Below are 20,648 nucleotides of genomic sequence, written 5' to 3' on the forward strand. Positions count from 1 at the left end.
GCCACGAATGGAAACCAGAGCCAACTACGTCATCGTCGGAATTTTCACTCTCCTAGCGATCCTTTCTGCCTTTGCCTTCGTCTACTGGACGGCGGCAATCGGGGAGCGCGGCGAGACAGCGTTGCTGCGCGTGCGTATCCCGGGATCCGCTGCAGGTCTCGCGCGAGGCAGCGCGGTGCTGTTCAACGGCGTGAAGGTTGGCGATGTGCGTCGCGTTTTCATCGACGTGCAGAATCCCACGGTCGCGATCGCCGATACGGAGATCGATCGTCTGACCCCGATCACCAAGTCGACTACGGCCGATATCGGCATCGCCGGCCTTACCGGCCAGGCCAATATCGAGCTCAAGGGTGGCAATCCGCAGGAAGTGAACCTGTTCGACGAGGCGGAGGCGAATGGCAAAGTCGCAGAGATCACGGCCAATCCGTCTGCGGTGACCAATCTTCTCCAGACCGCGCAAGCGCTGTTCAAGCGGGCCGACAACGTGCTCTCCCAGGTCGAGGGTTTCGTCGGCGAGGTGCGCGAGCCGCTCACCCGCACGGTCGGCAACTTCGAGAAGTTCTCGGAAGCGCTCGGCCACAACGCCGAAGGCGTCGACAAGTTTCTTGCTAATGTGAGCAAGCTGTCGGAAACGCTGGCTGGCGTTTCCGGCAAGATCGAGGGAACGCTTACGGCTGCCGACGAACTTTTGAGGTCCGTCGACAAGGACAAGGTGTCGGAAATCGTCACCAATCTGCAGAAGTTCACCAGCAATCTGAACGAGAACACCAAGGATCTCGACAAGATCATTGCCGGTGTCCAGAAGGCGGTCGGCAACATCAATGGCTTTGCTGAGAAGGGCAGTGACACGCTGACCAAGGTCGACGGTATCCTCAATAGCGTCAATCCCGAGTCCGTGCGCACCACGCTCAACAACTTCCAGGATGCCAGCCGCGACGCGAAGACTGCCGCGGCCGACGTGGCAAAGGTCACCGAGAAAATCGGCAACCGGTCTCACGACATCGACCGTATGATCAGCGATGCGACCGAACTCGCCCACCGACTCAACGCGGCCTCGGTGCGCATCGACGGCATATTGACGAGGGTCGACCAGTTGCTCGGCTCCGGCCAGGCGGGAGGCTTGATGACCGAGGCGAGTGCGACGCTGAAGTCGTTCCGCGAGGTTGCGGACAAGCTCAATGCTCGCATCGACACGATCCTGAACGGGATACAGCAGTTCACCGGGCCCGGCCTGCGTGACGTCGAGGCGTTCGTCCGCGATGGCCGCCGCTCGATCAATCGCATCGAACAGGCCATTACCGACCTGGAGCGCAATCCGCAGCGCATCATTACCGGTGGAGAGGGTACCGTCCGGGAGTATGACGGGCGGGCACGACGTTGACATTGCCGGACGCGCATTCGAAGAAAGTGTTCGTAGCGAAATAGATTTGCCGCCTCTTGGCGGAAGAAGCTGTAATCTTGGGGACGGGATTAGCGGTGAAGACGTTTAAGGTCATGGCAGGCGTTGCGGCTGTCACGCTGACGCTTTCGGGATGCGCGCTGTTCAAAAGCCCGACCCCGCTCGACACCTATGAGTTGTCGGCGCCCTCGGGCACGGCAAAGCAGATGCGAAAGCGCCTGCAGATCCTGATTGCCGAGCCGCCGGCGCTGAAGTCGCTGGACGGCCAGAACATCGTCATCAGGCGTCCGTCCGGCGTCATCGAGTTCCTCAAGGGCGCCCAGTGGTCGGACCGCCTGCCGCGTATCGTGCAGGCGCGCCTTGCCGAAACCTTCCAGCGCTCCGGCGCCTTTGCCGGCGTCGGCCTGCCTGGCGAAGGCCTGGCGATCGACTATCAGGTGATCGCGGAACTGCGCACTTTCGAGGTCCATGTCGACGGCGACCGCAATGCGCATATCGAACTGTTCGTCCGCCTGCTCAACGACCGCAACGGCGAAGTGCGAGCTTCCCGCGATTTCAAGGCCAGCGCGGCCGTGAGCGGTAGCGGCAATGACGCCTATGCGCAGGCGCTCAACCGGGCATTCGAGACGATAGCCTCCGAAATCGTCGAGTGGACGGATTCGGTCATCTGACCGTAGCTGCGCGGTCTTCTGTGGCCGCGCGGTTCTTCTCACTGTTTCATTGAGCTTTTGGCACCGCCTGATGAGGGGCAGGCAGCCGTCCGCTGCGTCGGCCGCTTGGCCGATGACCTGCATCGACCTTTGTCATCCTCCTGATGGATCGGACAAACGGAACCGGTTCAATCCAAACGTAAAGAGCAAAGAAAAAGGCGGGAGAAAACTCCCGCCTTTTTTGTTTTGCCTATGGGCTGCTTGCCTTACCGCAGGCGCCCGCTCGCGTGGGCCAGCATGGTGTAGACCTTGCCGGTGTCGGACGAGAGGTAGGTCTGCGTCATGACGTTGTCGTGGTCATTGCGCGAGACGTCCTTCAGCAGCTTTTCGAAGTCGTCGCAGTAGCGGTCCACCGCGGCGCGGAATTCGCCGTCGGCCTGGAACTTGCGGCGAATCTCGTCGAAAGTCTGCTGGCCCTTGAGGGTGTAGAGCCGGCGCGTGAACACATCGCGCTCGCCACGGCGATAGCGGTTCCACAGCTCGATCGAGGCCTCATGGTCGATCGCGCGAGCGATGTCGACCGAGAGCGAGTTGAGCGATTCGACCACGTGAGCCGGCGAACGGGCGGCGGTTGCCGCGCGGGGCGCCTCGGCAGCCGTCGGCCGTGCGTTCTCGTCGCGCGAGGCGCCGCTCAGCAGATCACGCACCCAGCCGCCGGGCTGCGGGCGGGCATTGCCCTGGGCCCGTGCGGGCGCTGCCGCCGCAGGGCGCTCGACGTCGAGGCTACCGCGTAGCGCGACGTCGCCCGCCGGTGCACGTGGCGCCTGCGGAGCGGGCGAGGGTGCCTGAGCGGGTGCCGGCGCTTCAGTACGCGGCGCGGGTGCACGGGCGGCCGGGGCGTTGTCGCCCACGTCGATCGTGCGGCCGGATTTGGCCACGATCTCGGACAGTTCCTTCAGAGCCTTGATCTGCTCGGTCACGGCGCGGCGCATGGCGGTCGTCGACTGCTTGGCCTCTTCGGGCATGTCGAGCACGCCCTTCTTCAGCTCGGCGCGTGTATCGTCGAGTTCGCTCTTGATCGAGCTTGCCGTGCGGCGCATGTCCTCGGTCGCGTCGGCAAAGCGCTTGGTCGCGGATTCCACCACTTCCGTGATCGCGCCGCGGATCTTGTCGGTCGAGGCGAGGGTGCGGCTTTCGGCCTTTTCCAGAGCCTTGCCGACCAGGTCTTCGAACGACTTCATGACGCGCTCGAGATCTTCCGACTTCTTCACCAGGCCGACCGCGAGGTCTTCCAGCGAGGACTGGCGCTCAAGCGTATGCTCGAGATTGTTCTGGGCAGAGCTCAGAAGTTCGGATGCGCTCGACAGAAGGCGGCTGTGGTCGTCGAAGCGGGTCGCGATGGATGCCACTTCCTTGAGCGTGGTGGACGACATCTCGGTGAGGCGGGTGGCGTTGGAGTCCACCAGCCGGGCCGAGCTTGCAAAGGTCTGCGCAGCCTTCTCGGTCGTCGCGGCAAAGCTCTGCGTGCTGCCGACGAGACGTTCGTCCACATTCGAGAGGTTGGTCGCGGCCTTCTCGATCAGGTCGTTGAGCTGTGCGCTCGACATCGACAGCCGGTCGATAAGGCTGCTGACGCCTTCCGCGAGGTTCGAACGGGCGCCTTCGACTGCCGAAAGCGTTTCGGCGGTGCGGGTGGCGAGTGCGTTGACCAGCGCGGCATTTTCGGTGCGCATGCGCTCGGTGGCGCGCTGCGTTGCCTGCTCCAGGCCGCGCTGCAGGTCGGTGCCGGTCTCGGCGAAGCGATCGACCAGCGGGCGGGCGTTTTCGTCGAGGATCTTGGTGATCTCGGCGGAACGCTCGGCCAGCATCGCGTTGAGTTCGCGGGTGTTGGCGCCGATGGTGCGTGCAGCCTCGTTCGTGCTCTGGCCGATATGCTGGCCCACAGCGGTGAAGGTGTCGGCGATCGTGTTGGCACGCGCGACCAGCTGCGATTCGGCCTGGGCAATATGCTCGCCGAGCTTCTGGCCGACCGAGTCGGCGCTGGCGGCGAGGCGGCTTTCGGCCTGGGTCACATGCTCGTTCACGCGAGCCGCAACGGCATCGACACCCGCCGCAAAGCGCTCGTCGGCACCGGTGAGTGTGTCCTCGATCGCCTTGGCGCGAGCATCAAGCTGCTCGGCGGTCTGCTTGGCGCGGACGATGACCCGCTGCTCGGTTGCGGCAACGGTGCTGGCGATGCCCGAGACATGCGCGCTGATGATCGATGAGCCTTCGGCGACGCGGGCTGCAATGCGCTGGTCCGCGGTTTCGAACACCTGTCCGATCTCTGCGGCACGACCGGCGAGCGAGTCTGCGCTTTCGCTGGCGCGGGCGACGATGCGCTGGTTGGTGTCCTCGAACATCTGGCCGATTTCGGCGGCCCGGCCGGTGAGTGCGTCGGCGCTCTGGTTGATGCGCGCGGCGATCCGCTGGTCCGCGGTTTCGAAGACCTGGCCGATCTGAGCAGCGCGGCCGGAGAGCACTTCGGCGCTTTCGTCGACGCGTGCGGCGATCCGCTGGTCCGCGGCTTCGAAGACCTGGCCGATCTCGGCGGCGCGACCGGAGAGTGCCTCGGCGCTTTCGTTGACGCGGGCGGCGATGCGCTGGTCCGCGGCTTCGAAGACCTGGCCGATTTCGGCAGCACGGCCGGCAAGCGCCTCGGCGCTTTCATTGACGCGAGCTGCAAGGCGTTCGTCGGCGGCCTCGAAGTTGCGGACGATTTCGACGGCACGTGCGCCAAGGGTGGTGGCACCGTCGGCGATGCGCGAGACGAACTGGCGATCGGCGGCATCGAAGATGCTTCCGAGCTCGGCCGCGCGAGCGGCAAGCGCCTCGGCGGATTCGCCGATACGCTGGCCGAGCCGCTGGTCGGCGTCCTCGAAGTTGCGCAGGATGTCGCCTGCACGGACCGCAAGCGAGTTCGCGGTCTCGATGGCGCGCGCAACCAGCTTCTGGTCGGCGTCGTCGAAGGTGCGGACGAGATCGCCGGCACGGGCCGCGATCGCGTTTGCGGTGTCCTCGGCCTGGGCGATAAGCGAACCCGAGGTTTCCTGGGCGCGGGCGGCGAGGCGGCTGTCGGCTTCCTCGAAGGCGCGCGTAATGTCGTCGGCGCGGGCGAGGAGGGCGGCGGATGTCTGTTCGGCGCGCGCGGCGATCTGGCGGTCGGCCTCGCTGAAGGCGCTTCCGGCTGCCTCGTTGAGCGCGGCAGTGACTTCGAGCACCTTTTCGCGCAGTGCGCCGGCAACGACGACAGCGCTGCCTTCAAGCGCCATGCGCACATTGTCGACGCCCAGCGTCAGGGCGCGTTCCATCGTGGTGGTGCGCTCTTCGATGACGCCGGTCTGGCGACGGAAGGCTTCCTCGATCTTCTCGACGTCGGAGGCGAGGGCATCCGAAATGTCGATGCGCTTGTCGGCGATGAGCTGGATGTGCGTCGAAACGGCGTCGTCGATCTCACGGCGGGTTTCCGCCAGCCGGGTGAGGTCGTCGTCGAGCGCGCGGGTCAGCATGTCGCGACCTTCGGACAGCCTGCCGATATGTGCAGCGATGATCTCGTCGACGCCTGAACGGCTGCCGGCGATCTTCTGCATGTCGGCTTCGAGAGCCTGCGAGAGAACCTCGCGGCCTTCGGCGATCTTGGTGACCTGATCGGCGACGAGGCCATCGATCTGTGAGCGCGCGACGGTCAGCTTCTGGAGGTCGGCTTCGAGAGCGCGGCGTAGGATGTCGCGGCCTTCGGCCAGCTTCTCGACCTGGCCAGCCACGAGGCCGTCGATGCCCGAGCGGCTGTCGGCGAGCTTGGCGAGATCCTCTTCGAGGGTGCGGGCCAGCATGGCGCGGCCTTCTTCGAGGCGGCGGCTCTGGCTTGCGATGAGGCCTTCTATGTTGGCGATGTCGGCTTCAAGCGCTCGGGTGAGCACGCCGCGGTTTTCGCCGACCTTCTCGGCCTGACCGGCCACGAGGCCTTCCATGCTGGCGACGTCGGCTTCAAGCGCCTGCGACAGGAGCTTGCGGCCTTCGACGAGCTTGTCGGCCTGGGCCGCGATCAGCCCCTCGATGTTGGCGATGTCGGCTTCGAGGGCGCGGGTCAGCACGTCGCGGCCATGCGCAAGGCGCTCGACCTGGGTGGTGACGACGCCTTCGAGAGTGCCATGGCTCTCGGCCAGCTTGTTCAGATCGTCTTCCAGCGACCTGGTCAGCATGCGGCGGCTCTCGTTGAACTTCTCCGCATGGCGGTTGACCATGTCGTCGATGCTGGCGAGGTCGGCTTCGAGGGCGCGACGCAGGATGTCACGGCCTTCGGCCAGCTTCTCGACCTGTCCGGCAACCAGGCCATCGATGCTCGAGCGGCTCTCAGCCAGCTTGGCAAGGTCGGCCTCGAGGGCGCGCTTCAGGATGTCGCGGCCTTCCGCCAGCTTCTCGACCTGGCCGGCAACCAGGCCGTCGATGCTCGAACGGCTCTCGGCCAGCTTGGCAAGGTCGGCCTCGAGGGCGCGCTTGAGGATGTCGCGGCCTTCGGCGAGCTTCTCGACCTGGCCGGCAACGAGGCCGTCGATGCTGGAGCGGCTGTCGGCGAGCTTGGCGAGGTCGTCTTCGAGGGCGCGCTTGAGGATGTCACGACCCTGGGCAAGCTTCTCGACCTGACCTGCAACGAGGCCGTCGATGCTGGCGCGGCTGTCGGCAAGCTTGGCGAGATCGTCTTCCAGGGCGCGCGTCAGGCGCTCGCGGCCCTGATCGAGCTTTTCGAGCTGCCCGTCGACCAGCTGATCGATGCTCGAACGACCTTCGGCAATCTTGTTGAGGTCGGCTTCGAGGGCACGCGAAAGAACGTCGCGGCCTTCGGCGATCTTCTCGACCTGGCCGGCCACGAGCTTGTCGATGTCGGAGCGGCTGTCGGCGATCTTACCGAGATCGGCCTCAAGGGCACGCGAGAGGATGTTGCGGCCTTCGGCGAGCTTGCCGATGTGGCCGGAGACCATTTCGTCAATGCCGGCCTGGGTTTGGGTCAGCTTCTGCGAGTCTTCGGTCAGCGCGCGGGCAAGGTTTGCACGGCTTTCGGCCAGGCGCTCCAGATGGTCGCCGAGCGAAGCGTCGAGCGTGGCGCGCGTCTCGTTGATCTTGCGCAGATCCTCGTCGAGCGCATGCGAGATCATGGTGCGGCCTTCGGCGAGCTTCAGCACCTGCAGGCTGACGGCTTCGTCGATACCGGCGCGGCTTTCCTCGAACTTGGCGAGGTCCGCATGCAACGACGAGGCGATGCGATCGCTGGTTTCCGCAAACTTTGCGGCATGCGTGTCGATAGCCTCGTCGATGCCCTTGCGGGCCTCCGTAAGCTTCTGCAGGTCGGAGTCGAAGGCACCGGAAACGGTGTGCCGTGCCGCTTCGAGACGGTCGGCGAAGTCGCCGGCGCGGGCCTCGAGCATGGAAGACGTGGACGTGACCATGTCGGCCATCTGCGTGCCGATGCGGGCGCGGCCTTCGTCGATCATGGCCGAAAGGTTCTGATTGCCTTCCGTGAAGGTGGTGGCGATCTCGCGAGCGCGCTCGACCAGCGTTTCGTTGATCTGGCGGGCGCGGGCCTCAAGCGCCGCATTCAGCTTTTGCGTACCGGTATCAAGCGCTTCGGCGCGGATCTGGAACTCGCTGATCAGGGCCTGGCCGCGTTCGGCCAGGGTGCGCTCGATGTCCTTGAGGCTTGTTTCGAAGTCGGCGTTCAGCGTGCGAGCGGCGCCGCCCAGCAGCGACACCATGCCGGCGGTGCGGTCGTCCAGCAGGTCGGACAGCGAACGCGTCATCTGGTCCGTGCTCTGCGTGAGCTTGGCAATACGCGTGTCGAGCAGGCTGGCGAAGGCCTCGCCCGAGGTCGTGATGCGGTCGCCGATTGTATCGAGGCGCTGGTCGATCGACTCGAAGATGGACGAGCCGCTTTCGTTGATGCGGTCGATCAGCGAGTCACCGGAATTGGTGATCGTCATCGACAGGCGGGTCGATGCGTTGAGGATGTTCTGGCGAATGATGTCGCCCGCCGAATCCAGTTCGTCGCGCAGCGTTTCGTGCGCGCCGGCAATCGAGCTGCGCACGCGCTCGGCATGGGTGACGACAGCTTCGCGTTCGCTGCCCAGCCCGTCCACCAGCGCACGGATGCGGGATTCGTTTTCGGAGTAGGAGCGCTCGATCTGGTTCACCTCGGTGTGCACCAGCGTTTCCAGCTCGACGGCGCGGGCAAGCGTGCGCTCGATACCTTCGCCCATGGCGGCGACTTCGCGGCGCACGGCCTGACCGACGGTCATGACGCGATCCTGGGCGAGGTTTTCCGGCTCGGCGAGACGGAAGGCGACTTCGGTCATCGACTGGGCGGCAAGGCGCATGTCCTGCGCCCGCCGAATCATCAGGGCAAAGGCCCAGAAGAGAATGATCGGCGTGATCGTGGCGACGCCGAGCAGGATCAGATAAGGCTGGGCGGCAATCTCCTGGAACGAGCGAATCTGGAACAGAGGCGGCGTGAACAGCGTATTGGCGAGCAGGACGCCGCCGCCGATCCACATGAGCGACAGAACGGCAACCAGCCAATAGATGCCGCTGGACGACCGGCGGTTGATGCTGTGCAGCAGGGCGCGATAGTCCTTCTGCTGGTCATCATTAGCGGCAGCAAAGCCACTGCCGCGGGTGGCGGCCGGTTCGGCTGCTGCTTTTGGCTCCGGCTGATTGGCCGGCTTGGCGGGAGCGGGCTTGGGAGCGGCATTGCGGGCAGCGGCCTGAGCAGCCTTCTCGGCGCGGCTTTCGCGGGCGAGCTCATCGGCTGCCTGCGATATCTGCGCCTCCAGGTCCTGCATCGAGGCGGCGATGTCGAGCTCGTCGGCACCAGCCGCTAGGTCGAAATCCAGCGCGTCCTCAAGTTCCTTAGCGACGTCGGTGTCGATATTCTTGTTTGTCGAGCTATTTTTCGCCATGTCGCCGTTACCCTGTACTCGTGCCGCGAGACCGACAAATTCCGGCCCTTATATGTTCGCGAGCGAGGCTTTTTATGGACTCGTCGTATCGTACTGGCACAGGCGGGTAAAGGAAACTTGAATCCCGACTAATGCGTAAAACTTTAAATATGTGGTTAACAACGGCGTGAAACCGGCGGATTTGCGGACGTTTTCGGGGTTTTGCCCGTTAACCCGTTATCCACATGATTGAAGCAGTTTGACCGCTCATGAGGGCTCTGCCCGAGAAGGTAAAAATGGCACCGCAGGATACCAGCGCCGTCGCATTTTCGATGCCGGGCGGCGAGAGTTGCGATCAAGCACGATCGCGCCCCATCGACCTCATCCACCTTGGCAGGCAGACCATGGGCGACCGCACCCTCGAAGAGGAGGTGCTGGCGCTGTTCGTACACCAGGCGTTGCAGGTGCGCGACCAGATCGTCGGCGCTAGCGTCGACGAGCGTCTGCGCCTCGCCCACGGGCTGAAAGGCTCGGCCCAAGGGGTAGGGGCGTTTGCCATTGCCGACTGTGCCGCCGATATCGAGAAGCAGCCGCATGACGGAACTGTGCTGGAGCGTCTGGCGGCGCTTGTCGACGAGGCGCACGACTTCATCGCGGCGATCAGCCGCTAGCCGATTTTCCCGAAGATGCCGATTGCGTCATTTGAGGACGCTTTTGCGCGGTGTTGACATGCGCGCCGGAGTGATTATCTCGGCTGAGTATTCGTTTTAGGGGCAGTAATGACCAAGCTTTCCTTCGTTGCATTCGATGGCACACGTTTCGACGTAGAGGCCGAGAACGGCTCGACCGTCATGGAGAACGCAATCCGCAATGCCGTGCCTGGCATCGAAGCCGAATGCGGGGGCGCTTGCGCCTGTGCCACGTGCCACGTCTATGTCGATGAGGAGTGGACCGGTATCGTCGGCGAGCCGGAGGCCATGGAAGAAGACATGCTCGACTTCGCCTACGACGTGCGGCCGAACTCGCGGCTGTCGTGCCAGATCAAGGTGCGCGACGAGCTCGACGGCCTGGTCGTGCGGGTTCCTGAGCGACAGGGATAGCCGAACTCCCTTCCATCGACGGGTGCGGTCGGCGATCCTCTATTGAGGATGATATCGGCGATGCATCCGGGGCGGGAGATGGAAAGCGGCAAGACAGATGTATTGATCGTAGGCGCCGGGCCGGTCGCGCTATTCGCGGTGTTCGAGCTCGGCCTGCTCGACATGAAATGTCATCTCGTAGACATACTCGACCGCCCGGGCGGGCAATGCGCCGAACTCTACCCCGAAAAGCCGATCTACGACATTCCGGGCTGGCCGGTGATTTCGGCCCAGGGGCTGGTCGACCAGCTGCTGAAGCAGATCGCACCCTTCAAGCCGACATTCAGCTTCAACCGCATGGTCAGCGGGCTCGAAAAGCTCGATGATGGCGGTTTCCGCGTTACTCTGGACGATGGCGAGACCATCGAGGCCAAGGTCATCGTGATCGCCGCCGGCGGCGGTTCGTTCCAGCCCAAGCGTCCGCCGATCCCGGGCATCGAAGCCTATGAGGGAACGAGCGTCTTCTATTCAGTCAGGCGAATGGAGGCGTTCCGGGGCCAGGATCTGGTGATCGTCGGCGGCGGCGATTCGGCGCTCGACTGGACGCTCAACCTTCAGCCCCTCGCGCGGCGCGTGGCACTGGTGCATCGCCGGCCCGAATTTCGGGCTGCGCCCGACAGCGTCAACAAGATGCTGGCCATGCAGCAGCGTGGCGAGATCGATTTCTGGATCGGTCAGATCGTCCGTCTGACGGGAAACGCTGGCCAGCTGTCTTCCGTGACCGTGAAAGGGCCCGATGGCGAAATAGAAGTCGCCTGCACCCGAATGCTGCCGTTCTTCGGGCTGACCATGAAACTGGGCCCGATCGCGGACTGGGGGCTGGAGCTGCATGAGAACCAGATTCCGGTCGATACCGAAAAGTTCGAGACCTCGACGCCCGGCATCTTCGCCATCGGCGACATCAGTTGGTATCCGGGAAAACTGAAGCTGATCCTCTCGGGCTTTCACGAAGCCGCATTGATGGCGCAGGCGGCCAAGCGGATCGTCAGTCCCGGCGAGCGTGTGGTGTTCCAGTACACCACGTCATCCACGAGCATACATCGGAAGCTTGGAGTGCCTGACTAGGACAGCCGACCGGCGATCAGATCGGCCGATCCATCTTGGCCTTCCGGTGGGAGGTGTGGCCGGCCATCTGTTCCAGGCGATATTGAAGCAGGCGCACGATCCGGCTCTCAAAATTCTTGCCTTCGACGCGGTCGAATTCGGCCTGCGCCTTTTCGTGCTTGGCGAGGACATTGGAGGTGATCGTCTTGGCCTTGTCGGAGACCGCCTCGCAATTTTTCTGGCGTCCCATCGCCTTCAGCGACTGCTCCAGCTCGCGCCCATAGTTCTTGGCGATGACCACATGGCTTTCCTCGTGGCGCTTGATGTCTGACGCAAGCACGTCCCAGACCAGGCGCACGTCGTTGTCCGCCTTGTGCGGGCGGCGCCACTTCGGAAGGATGACCTTGACGCCCACGGTCGTCTTCGCATCGACGATCTGGCAAAAGTCCTTTCCCTGAGTGAAGGCGAGCTGAGTGGTGAACTGCATCTGCGTGGCGCCGGGATGCCTGCTGTTTGAAGCACTCACGTGAGGTCCGCGCTTCGAAAGTTCGGCTTCGATCTCCTCCAGCGTGCTGCCGCCGATGTAGAAGTAGCTGTAGCTCTTCGAGAGAGTCGCCGCTCCGGCCGGTGAGCCAACGCATGCAATCGTGGTTGCTATCAGCATGGCTCGTTTCATCATATTGCCTCTTGAATTAGCTTGAAGTACGGGCGACTTGCGCAACCCTGGTTGTTGCTGCCCGTCGCATCCTCTACGGATGCATAGTTATTTGGGAGCCCGGCTCCGTCCGTAAAGAGCAGTCGACAATGACGACACGATGGCAACTGGCCCACGGGCGCTTTCTCGATATCGGCGACAAGGCGCTGGTGATGGGAATTCTGAACGTAACGCCGGACAGTTTTTCCGATGGCGGACAGTTCATGGATGCGGATCGCGCGATAGAGCAGGCGCGCCGGATGATATCCGAAGGCGCCTCGATCATCGACGTCGGCGGCGAATCGACCCGGCCGGGTGCGACGCCGGTTTCGCCCGGGGAAGAGCAGCGGCGCATCCTGCCGGTCATTGCCGCACTGGCCAAGGCCACCGACATCCTGATCTCGGTCGACACCTATCGCGAGGAGACGGCCCGGCTGGCGGTTGCCGCCGGCGCGCATATCGTCAACGATGTCTGGGGGCTGCAGCGCGAACCGGACATCGCCAGACTGGCGGCCGAAACCGGGGCAGGGCTCGTCATCATGCACACCGGGCGCGAGCGCGAGAAGAACCCGGACGTCATTGCCGACCAGTTCGAATTCTTGGGCAAATCCCTGAAGATCGCGCGGGAAGCCGGCATTGCCGATGCGCAGATCCTGCTCGATCCGGGCTTCGGCTTTGCCAAGGATGCCGAAGAGAACCTGCAACTGATGGCGCGTTTTGACGAGCTGCACGGCTTGGGCTTCCCCTGGCTCGTGGGCACGTCGCGCAAGCGCTTCGTGGGCTATGTCTCGGGCAAGGACTCCGAAGCGCGCGATGCGGCAACCGCTGCGACCAGCGTTGCCCTGCGCCTGAAAGGGGCGGCCCTGTTTCGGGTGCACAATGTCGCAATCAATGCAGACGCGTTGGCGGTGGCAGATGCTATTCTTGCCCGTGAAACCGCCAAGCCAGGCATGTGATTGCCGGTTAGGCCAAATCAGCCAGATTATTCGAGGTGGCGCTTGTCCAATCCCAGCAAAGAGCGCGTCTATTTGAGCCTCGGCGGCAATCTCGGCGAGCCGCAAAAGTCCATGGCCGCGGCGTTGCGCATGATCGATGCGGAGGCGGGCACGTCGGTGGTGGCTGTGTCCTCGCTCTACCGCACGCCGCCCTGGGGCAAGCTCGACCAGCCCGATTTTCTCAATGCGGCCGCTGAACTCGCGACCGAGCTGTCGCCGCGAGAGCTGCTGGAGCTTTGCCTGGAGGCAGAGCGCACGCTCAAGCGTGTGCGCATCGAGCGCTGGGGGCCTCGGCTGATCGACATCGATATCCTGGCCTACGGCGACCGCGTCATTCATGAGGCCGGGCTGGAGGTGCCGCACCCGCGCATGTTCGAGCGGGCCTTCGTGCTGGAGCCGCTGACCGAGATCGCGCCAGATTTCACGTTTGGCGGCGTAAGTGCGTCCGAGCGCCTGCCTCATGTCGACCGCGCGGGCATCGAAAAGCTGCCTTCTGGCCAGGACTGGTGGAAGGAATAGTCCCCACCGTCCTCGCCTCGAGCGCCTCTTGTCAAACCGCATACGCCTCGATTTAGTCGAGACGGTTTTGGCGGCGAAGCTCGGGAGCTGGTCGGATGGCCGAGTCCAAAAGGGTTCTTGGGTCCAAACATGATCTGGCTCGCGCCCGGACGGGCGAGGAGGCCAAGGTCGAGTACGTCGAACTGTTCTTCGACCTGGTATTCGTCTTTGCCGTCACGCAGATCTCCCACACGCTGCTCAAGCACCTGACCGTGCTGGGAGCCTTTCATGCGGCCTTTCTCTTGATGGCCGTCTGGTGGGTGTGGGTCTACACCTCCTGGGTCACCAACTGGATGGATCCCCGCCACGGCCCGGTGAGGCTTCTGCTTTTCGTCCTCATGCTGGCTGGCCTGCTGTTATCCACCTCGATCCCCGAGGCTTTCGACAGTCGCGGCCTGGTCTTTGCGGGGGCCTATGTCTTCATGCAGGTCGGCCGCTCGATCTTCATGCTCTGGGCGCTGCGCCTGCACAACAAGGTGAACTACCTGAATTTCTGGCGCATTACGGCATGGTTGAGCCTGTCCGGCGTATTCTGGATTGCAGGCGCGTTTGCGGAAGGCGAGACCCGCTTTGCAATATGGATCGTTGCCTTGCTCATCGAATACACCGCGCCGGCAGCGGCGTTCTGGACCCCGCGGCTCGGGGCCAGCAAAACCGCCGAATGGGATGTCGAAGGCGGCCACATGGCCGAGCGCAGCGCGCTGTTCATCATCATCGCGCTTGGCGAATCGGTCCTGGTAACCGGGGCAACCTTCGCCGAACTCGAGCTTACGACCGGCGTCATGGTCGCCTTCCTGGCGTCTTTCGGCGCGTCGGTCGCCATGTGGTGGATATATTTCAACATCGGCGCGGAAACCGCCAAGCACCACATCGAAACGTCCAGCGATCCGGGCAGGGTGGCACGCATCGCCTACACTTATTCACCGCTGCTGCTCGTCGCTGGCATCATCGTAACAGCCGTCGGAGACGAACTCACGCTCGCGCATCCCAGCGGCCACCACGCCGACATGGCGAGCATCCTGACGATCGTCGGAGGGCCGGCTCTCTATGTCTTCGGCAATCTCGTCTTCAAACGGATCGCCATGAACATCGTGCCGCTTTCGCACATGATCGGCCTGGCATTGCTGCTTGTGGTCGGGCTGAGCGGGCCGCTTCTCAACCCGATGACGCTGAGCGTGCTGACGACAGTCATCCTGTTCAGCGTCGCCTATTGGGAATACAGGCTGCACAGCAGAAGGCTGGCTGCCAGCCACTGATGTCGTTCACCCGGCAAAGCCACCTGAATCGAGGAAAGCCTGCTCCTCAGGAGTGGTTTCTCGCCCCAGCATCGGGTTTCGATGCGGGAAGCGGCCGAAACGCTGGATGATGTCGCGATGCTCGAGCGCATATTTCATGTACGATTCATCGAGCAACAGGTTGAGCTCGACCGAGCGGTATTGATCCGCAAGGTTTTCCGAGTGCTCGAACGGCAGATACATGAAGACGCGCAGGTCGGGGTCGACCTGTTCGTCGTGCCCGGCTTCGATCGCCTTGGAGGCGAAATGCCGCGCGAGTGGATCGGTGGCATACATATGCGCGCTGCCACGGAAGCAATTGCGGGGAAACTGGTCGAGCAGGATTATCAGCGCGAGCGATCCGTCGGCATGTTCGGACCAATGGTCGAGCTCGCGGCGTGCGGCCGAAAGGTGCAGTTCGCGGAAGTTGTCGTGAAAATGCTCGTCAAAGGCTGCATCCGTGGTGAACCATCTGTCAGGACCTGCCTTGCGCCAGAATTCCACCACTTCGGCAGCATCCCCCTCACACTTGTTCATTTGTCCCTTCCTTCCTCTGCTCCGACGGCCTTGCTCAAAGCCGTTGCCGTTTCCTGATCCATGGCACGGCCAGGGTGCCTTGGCGTCGTCAGCGGTGCCGGCACTGGCGCATTGCCTTTCGGAATATTGCCCTTCATGTAGCCGCGGCCGGCCTGCAGGCCTCCGGCAAGCTGGGCATCGAGCCGCGCGGCATCGCGCTCGCGCACATCCTCGATGATGTCCGCCGCCTCGTCCCGATCCACGCCCAGTGTCTCCAGCGTGCTCTGGCCGAAGACGAGTGCCGATTCGAACGTCTCGCGTATCTGATATTCGACGCCGACCTGGATCAGGTCCATGGCAATGCCGCGGTCGTAGGCGCGTGCCAGCACGGGCACCAGCGGGAACTCGTTGCGCATGTGCTCGGCGATCCTGACCGCCGTTTCGCCCTTGTCGACGCAGATCAGTACGGCACGGGCGCGACCCGCGCCGGCGGTATGCAATATGTCGAGGCGGGTGCCGTCGCCGTAATAAATCTTGAAGCCGAAATTCGCGGCTGCCTGAATCATCTCGACATCGTTGTCGATGATGGTGACGTCTATGCCGCGCAGCAGGAGTGGCTGGCTGGCAATCTGGCCGAAGCGTCCGAAGCCGATGACCAGCACGGAGCCGCTCAGGTCCTCGGCGATGTCGACCCCGTCCAGGCTTTGCTCGGGAGCGGGCATGAAGAAGCGCAGGCATGCCATGGCAAGCGGCGTCAGGATCATCGACAGGATGATGATGGCTGTCAGGATTGCATTTGCCTCGCCGTCGATGATGCCGACGGCCAATGCCGAGGAATAGAGCACGAAGGCAAATTCGCCACCCTGGGCCATTATGACGGCCCGCTCCAGCGCATATTGGTGCGGCGCCCGCATCATGCGGGCAACCAGATAGATGCCGATGCCCTTCACCAGCATGTAGGCGACCACGTAGAAGGCGACCATCCGCCAGTTGGCGGCGACGATCGGTAGATCGAGCGACATGCCGACAGCAAGGAAGAAAAGACCAAGCAGTACGCCGCGGAAGGGCTCGATGTCGGCCTCGAGCTGGTGACGGAAAGTCGATTCGGACAGAAGCACGCCGGCCAGGAACGCGCCCATCGCCATGGACAACCCGCTGAGCTCCATGGTGAGCGCCGAACCGAGCACCACCAGAAGCGCTGCGGCCGTCATCACCTCTCGTGCATGTGAATCAGCGAGGATGCGGAAAAACGGGTTGAGCAGGTAGCGACCGGCAACCACCAGGCCGAGGATCGCGCCGATGCCGATGCCGACCGACAGCAGCCTGTTCGCCCAACCGATGTCTTCATGCACTGCGGGGGCAAGAAAGGCGACCAGCGCCAGCAGTGGCACGATGGCCAAATCTTCCAACAGCAGGATCGAGATGATGCGCTGGCCGCCGGGTGTGGTGAGTTCCCCGCGCTCCTCCAGAATCTGCATGACGACTGCCGTGGAGGTCAGCACGAAGCCGGCGCCGGCGATGAAGGATTGCGTGGCGGGAAAGCCGGTCAAGAGGCCGACGCCGGTCAGCAGCGCGGCGCAAACACCGACCTGCGCGACGCCAAGGCCGAAAATCTGCTTACGCATGCTCCATAGCCGCGTGGGCTGCATTTCGAGGCCGATGATGAACAGGAACATCACCACGCCAAGTTCGGCGACATGGAGGATGGCGGCAGGATCATAAAAAATCCCAACCCCGAAAGGGCCGATGATGACGCCCGCGGCGAGGTAGCCGAGGATCGATCCCAGGCCGAGCCGCCTGAATATGGGAACGGCGATAACGCCAGCGGCAAGCAGCGCCACCACCTGAGTGAGATCGCTGCTGGAAGCCTCTACGGCCATGCTTGTTGTCCTGATCTTGTGCGCCTTTGCGGGCGGGATGGCGAATGCGAGCGATGAAATGCAAGATAGGCGCTTGCACCGCGCGCGAAAAGGCCGGAATGCCAATTGCTTGTGCAGCGGCAAGCGTGGAAAATCGCATGTTTACATCGGCTTGAGGGGCGAGCCTCAGCCAAAGCGGCTTAGGGATGCGTCACAAACAAGAAAGCCGGGCGTTGCCCGGCTTCTGTCGTACAGCCCCAACGAAGGGATTATTTGCGGGCGATGGCGCCCACCGCAGTGCCGTCGACCCGCTTCAGGTTCATGCCGATGACGGGAACCAGCTGATCGTCGACGCGGACGGAAACCGTGACCGTCATCGTGCTGTCGTCGGGGATGCGGGCCTGCATGACGCCCTTCAGCTGGTTGCGGTTGAGCGAGAAAACGACCTTGTGGGCGTCCACGACATTGCCCGCGATGATATCCAGGCCCTTGCCGGCTGCGCCGTCGAGGAACATGCCGCGGTAGCCCTTGTTGCCGCTGTGCTCGACCGTCGCAGACATCTTCTGCGTAAAGACGCCGACCCGGCAGCCGCCATCCAGTGTCATGCCGACCTTGCCAGAGGGAGTGCTGCCGGTGAAGGAGCAGTTGAACTTCGTGCCCTTGTACTTGCCGGCCACGATCTCACCAGGGCCGACCCATTCGCCCTCGACGCTCTCGAAGAATTTTTTGTCGCGCTCGGTGCCGCCACGGATCGCGTCCGCCTTGCTGGCTGTGGTCGATGCAAGCGCCATGACAGGCAGCATGGCAAGCAGGAATGCGCGTTTCATAAGGGAACACCCGGCGACAAACAAAAGGGAGGCATGTTTACGATGTCTTCGGACCATGAACAAGATTGGTTAATGCTTCGCTACGCCGGACGGCAATTGCGGGTCGCGAAAGGGGCAGCCTAGCATCAATCCTGAGCGGCGTCCTTGCCGTTCTGCTTGCGCGCAGCGAAGGAGCTCAGCGCGGCAAGGAAATCGCCCATGCCGGGCCGGCCCAGTGCGGTAAAGGGCAGCGGCCGCACGGTGTCCATGGCGGCAATGCCTATCCTGGCCGTCATCATGCCGTTGACGACACCTTCGCCGAGTTTGGCCGAGAGGCGCGCTGCCAGTCCGTGACCCACAATCTGCTGCACGAAGCTGTCGCCGACGGCGATGGAGCCGGTGACGGCCAGATGCGCCAAAACGCTTCGCGTCAGCCGGAAGAAGCCGAGCGTGCCGGGCCGGCCGCCGTAAAGCTCCGACAGCCTGCGGATCAGCCGGCCGGCCTCGAACACCACATAGGCGATGTCGACCAGTGCGCGGGGGCTGACCGCGGTCACCAGCGAAACGCGCTTCGCTGCGTCGAGCACCAGCACTTTGGCCCGCGCATCGAGCGGCCCTAGGATTTCAGTCTCCGCGAGCTTCACGAGGTCCCTGCCGTCGATGATGTCGTCGCGCAGGTCTGCCAGCATGCGCCGCCCGGCGGCCGTATCGGGTTTTCCGGAAACCAGGGCCGTTAGCTCGTCGACGACGCCGCGCGCAGCTTTCGGGTCGTTGCTGGCGATTGCGCCGAGCGCCCGGTTGCGCAGCTTCTCGACCGAGGCGAGGCGGATCAATGCCAGCATTTCGCGCAGCAGGATGAGCACCAGCGCAACAGCCGCAATCGCCGCCACGCCGGCGGCAAGCCAGCCGAGCCATGGGGCGCGCTCGAACAGGTCGCGGATCAGCCGGTCGATCCACAGGCCGACAGCGAGCGAAACCAGGACGCCAAGTGCGCTGAGAAACACCGCGCCGATCTTCGAACGCCGGCGCGGCGCCGTGGCCGGGGGCGGTTCGGCGACAACGATATCCGGCTCGCCGAAAACGTCGATTTCCGAAGGCGTGACGATTGCCGCCTCTGCCTTCAGCGCGCGGGGCTTTCTCGGCGTCTCCGGGTGCTTTCGCTTGGCGGCCGGTTCGTTGCGTTCAGGCTCCGGTTCCAGCCGAAAGGCTGCGGGTTTGCGAGGCTCTGTCATGCCAGCCGGTCTCCGATCAGGAATTGCAGAGCGCGGTCCAGCCTAATATGGGGCAGGGAAAGGGTGACGCCCTCTGCGGTGCGCTCGAGCTTCGGCGGGCGGAAGCGCACGATGCGGATCGCCGGATCGTTCCGGTCTTGTTGATGGTTTGCATTACCGACCTTGAAAACTGAATCCGCTTTTGCCGGTAAGTCACCGGGAAATATGGCGGTTTCGGTTTCACCGTCAAAAGTCACGCCGCCGATCGTCTCGCCCTTGAGAGGCGTCCCGATGATCACCGGCAGCGTCTCGCGCCCCTGCTTGACGGTGCCTTCGCGCGTGGCGCGCACGGCCGCCATGGCCAGAACATCGACCTCGGCGCCCGACAAATTGGCGCGTGCCGCTGCCCTTTCGGTCAGGCGGCGCACGATGGCCTGCAGGCGATCATGGCTTTCGTGATGCAGGTGGTCGGCCTTGGTGGCTGCCACCAAGATACGGTCGATGCGGCGCGCAAAAAGACCGGTGAGGAGGCTTCCGCGACCTGGTCGGAAACAGGCCAGGATCTCGGTGACGGCGCGTTCCAGGTCCGCCATGGCGCCGGGGCCAGAGTTCAGCGCCTGCATGGCGTCGATCAGCACGATCTGCCGGTCGAGCTTGGCAATGTGCTCGCGGAAGAACGGTTTGACCACATGCGTCTTGTAGGCCTCATAGCGCCGTTCCATCATCGCATGCAGCGAGCCTGGGCGAGGGCGGCTGTCTTCCAGTCCTGGCAGTGGGGCGAAAGTCAGGGCAGGCGATCCGTCGAGGTCGCCCGGCATAAGAAAACGCCCCGGCGGCAGGGTCGACAAGGCCCGTTCGTCGAACTTGCAGGCCTGCAGGTAAGCGGCGAAGCTCTCGAAAAGCCGGCGCGCGGTCATTTCGTCGGCGTCGGCATCGGGGTCTGCGGTGAGCGCGAGCCTGCGCCATTCCTCGGAGAGGTCGACCCGCACCGGCAAAGCCGCCATCTCGAAGGCGTCATGCGAGAATTCTTGATACGACTTGCCCAGAAGCGGCAGGTCAAGCAGCCATTCGCCCGGATAGTCGACGATGTCGACCGACAGCCGGCCGCTCGAGAACATGCGGTTCCAGCCAGAGGCGGATTCATACTCGATCGTCAGCCTCAACTCGGAAATGGCGCGGGTGGAGTCGGGCCACGTGCGGGCATTCACCAGCGCTTCGATATGGTCCTCATATTGAAAGCGCGGCACGGCATCGTCGGGCTGCTCTTCGAGGAGGGCGCGCGAGATGCGTCCGGATTTCTGCGCCTCGAAAAGCGGCAGCCGCCCGCCATGGATGAGATTGTGCACGAAGGCCGAGATGAAGACTGTCTTGCCTGCCCTCGAAAGCCCCGTGACGCCGACACGGACCGTTGGCGAAAAAAGATCGCTCGCCCGGCTCGAAAGCGTGTCCAGCGCAATGCGCGCCTCGTCGGTCAGATTGGTTAGAGACGCCAAAGGCTGCACCCCACTCCATGGATGCCTCCCGATATAGGCAAT

15 protein-coding genes are annotated in these 20,648 nt (G+C 63.5%); 8 read left to right on the top strand and 7 right to left on the bottom strand.

Annotated features, from left to right (window positions below):
• The first annotated feature begins 7 nt into the window (after positions 1–7).
• Together C7I85_RS02215 and C7I85_RS02220 are read left to right on the top strand one after the other, a co-directional pair.
• Complete coding sequence (locus tag C7I85_RS02215) at positions 8–1,381, top strand: MlaD family protein (protein ID WP_106722307.1); 1,374 nt, start codon at positions 8–10, stop codon at positions 1,379–1,381.
• Positions 1,382–1,476: 95 nt separating this feature from the next.
• On the top strand, positions 1,477–2,070 hold the full coding sequence (locus C7I85_RS02220; protein ID WP_428832802.1) for an ABC-type transport auxiliary lipoprotein family protein: 594 nt from the start codon (positions 1,477–1,479) through the stop codon (positions 2,068–2,070).
• Between the two features lie 245 nt (positions 2,071–2,315).
• Here C7I85_RS02220 and C7I85_RS02225 read toward each other — a convergent pair whose 3' ends face one another.
• On the bottom strand, positions 2,316–9,038 hold the full coding sequence (locus C7I85_RS02225; protein ID WP_106722309.1) for a kinesin: 6,723 nt from the start codon (positions 9,036–9,038) through the stop codon (positions 2,316–2,318).
• Between the two features lie 275 nt (positions 9,039–9,313).
• Here C7I85_RS02225 and C7I85_RS02230 point away from each other — a divergent pair, with 275 nt between their 5' ends.
• From C7I85_RS02230 to C7I85_RS02240, 3 genes are all read left to right on the top strand, one after another.
• Positions 9,314–9,688: an Hpt domain-containing protein gene (locus C7I85_RS02230; protein WP_106722310.1), complete on the top strand. Its 375-nt coding sequence runs from the start codon at positions 9,314–9,316 to the stop codon at positions 9,686–9,688.
• A gap of 108 nt (positions 9,689–9,796) precedes the next feature.
• Positions 9,797–10,117, top strand: a complete 321-nt coding sequence (locus C7I85_RS02235) for a 2Fe-2S iron-sulfur cluster-binding protein (protein ID WP_106722311.1) — start codon at positions 9,797–9,799, stop codon at positions 10,115–10,117.
• A 78-nt stretch (positions 10,118–10,195) separates the two neighbouring features.
• Positions 10,196–11,221, top strand: coding sequence for an NAD(P)/FAD-dependent oxidoreductase (locus tag C7I85_RS02240; RefSeq protein ID WP_106722312.1), 1,026 nt, complete (start codon positions 10,196–10,198; stop codon positions 11,219–11,221).
• A 16-nt stretch (positions 11,222–11,237) separates the two neighbouring features.
• Here C7I85_RS02240 and C7I85_RS02245 read toward each other — a convergent pair whose 3' ends face one another.
• Positions 11,238–11,864, bottom strand: coding sequence for a DUF922 domain-containing Zn-dependent protease (locus C7I85_RS02245; RefSeq protein WP_245444757.1), 627 nt, complete (start codon positions 11,862–11,864; stop codon positions 11,238–11,240).
• A gap of 140 nt (positions 11,865–12,004) precedes the next feature.
• On the opposite strand from C7I85_RS02245, the gene folP reads away from it, so the two are divergent.
• From folP to C7I85_RS02260, 3 genes are all read left to right on the top strand, one after another.
• A complete protein-coding gene (folP, locus tag C7I85_RS02250) occupies positions 12,005–12,850 on the top strand; it encodes a dihydropteroate synthase (RefSeq protein WP_106722314.1) in 846 nt (281 codons plus the stop codon).
• Between the two features lie 42 nt (positions 12,851–12,892).
• Positions 12,893–13,408, top strand: a complete 516-nt coding sequence (gene folK, locus C7I85_RS02255) for a 2-amino-4-hydroxy-6-hydroxymethyldihydropteridine diphosphokinase (protein WP_106722315.1) — start codon at positions 12,893–12,895, stop codon at positions 13,406–13,408.
• A 95-nt stretch (positions 13,409–13,503) separates the two neighbouring features.
• Positions 13,504–14,703, top strand: coding sequence for a low temperature requirement protein A (locus tag C7I85_RS02260; protein WP_106722316.1), 1,200 nt, complete (start codon positions 13,504–13,506; stop codon positions 14,701–14,703).
• 6 nt (positions 14,704–14,709) lie between these two features.
• Here the strand turns inward: C7I85_RS02260 and C7I85_RS02265 are convergent, their stop codons facing one another.
• The 5 genes from C7I85_RS02265 to C7I85_RS02285 all read right to left on the bottom strand — a co-directional run bounded on the left by C7I85_RS02265 (position 14,710) and on the right by C7I85_RS02285 (position 20,606).
• Positions 14,710–15,258 carry a DUF924 family protein gene (locus C7I85_RS02265; protein WP_106722317.1) on the bottom strand — a complete coding sequence of 183 codons (549 nt, stop codon included), beginning with the start codon at positions 15,256–15,258 and terminating at the stop codon, positions 14,710–14,712.
• Positions 15,255–17,117 (bottom strand): monovalent cation:proton antiporter-2 (CPA2) family protein, encoded by a 1,863-nt coding sequence (locus C7I85_RS02270; protein ID WP_106722318.1) that lies wholly within the window; start codon positions 17,115–17,117, stop codon positions 15,255–15,257. The genes C7I85_RS02265 and C7I85_RS02270 overlap by 4 nt, the downstream gene beginning before the upstream one ends.
• 248 nt (positions 17,118–17,365) lie before the next feature.
• Positions 17,366–17,923 carry a hypothetical protein gene (locus C7I85_RS02275; protein WP_106722319.1) on the bottom strand — a complete coding sequence of 186 codons (558 nt, stop codon included), beginning with the start codon at positions 17,921–17,923 and terminating at the stop codon, positions 17,366–17,368.
• A 125-nt stretch (positions 17,924–18,048) separates the two neighbouring features.
• Positions 18,049–19,134 (bottom strand): YcjF family protein, encoded by a 1,086-nt coding sequence (locus tag C7I85_RS02280; RefSeq protein WP_106722320.1) that lies wholly within the window; start codon positions 19,132–19,134, stop codon positions 18,049–18,051.
• Entirely contained in the window at positions 19,131–20,606 is a 1,476-nt protein-coding gene (locus C7I85_RS02285; RefSeq protein ID WP_106722321.1) for a YcjX family protein, read from the bottom strand. The genes C7I85_RS02280 and C7I85_RS02285 overlap by 4 nt, the downstream gene beginning before the upstream one ends.
• Positions 20,607–20,648 lie beyond the last annotated feature (42 nt).

It is taken from the genome of Pseudaminobacter soli (ex Li et al. 2025), assembly GCF_003012705.1.
GTDB lineage: Bacteria > Pseudomonadota > Alphaproteobacteria > Rhizobiales > Rhizobiaceae > Pseudaminobacter > Pseudaminobacter soli.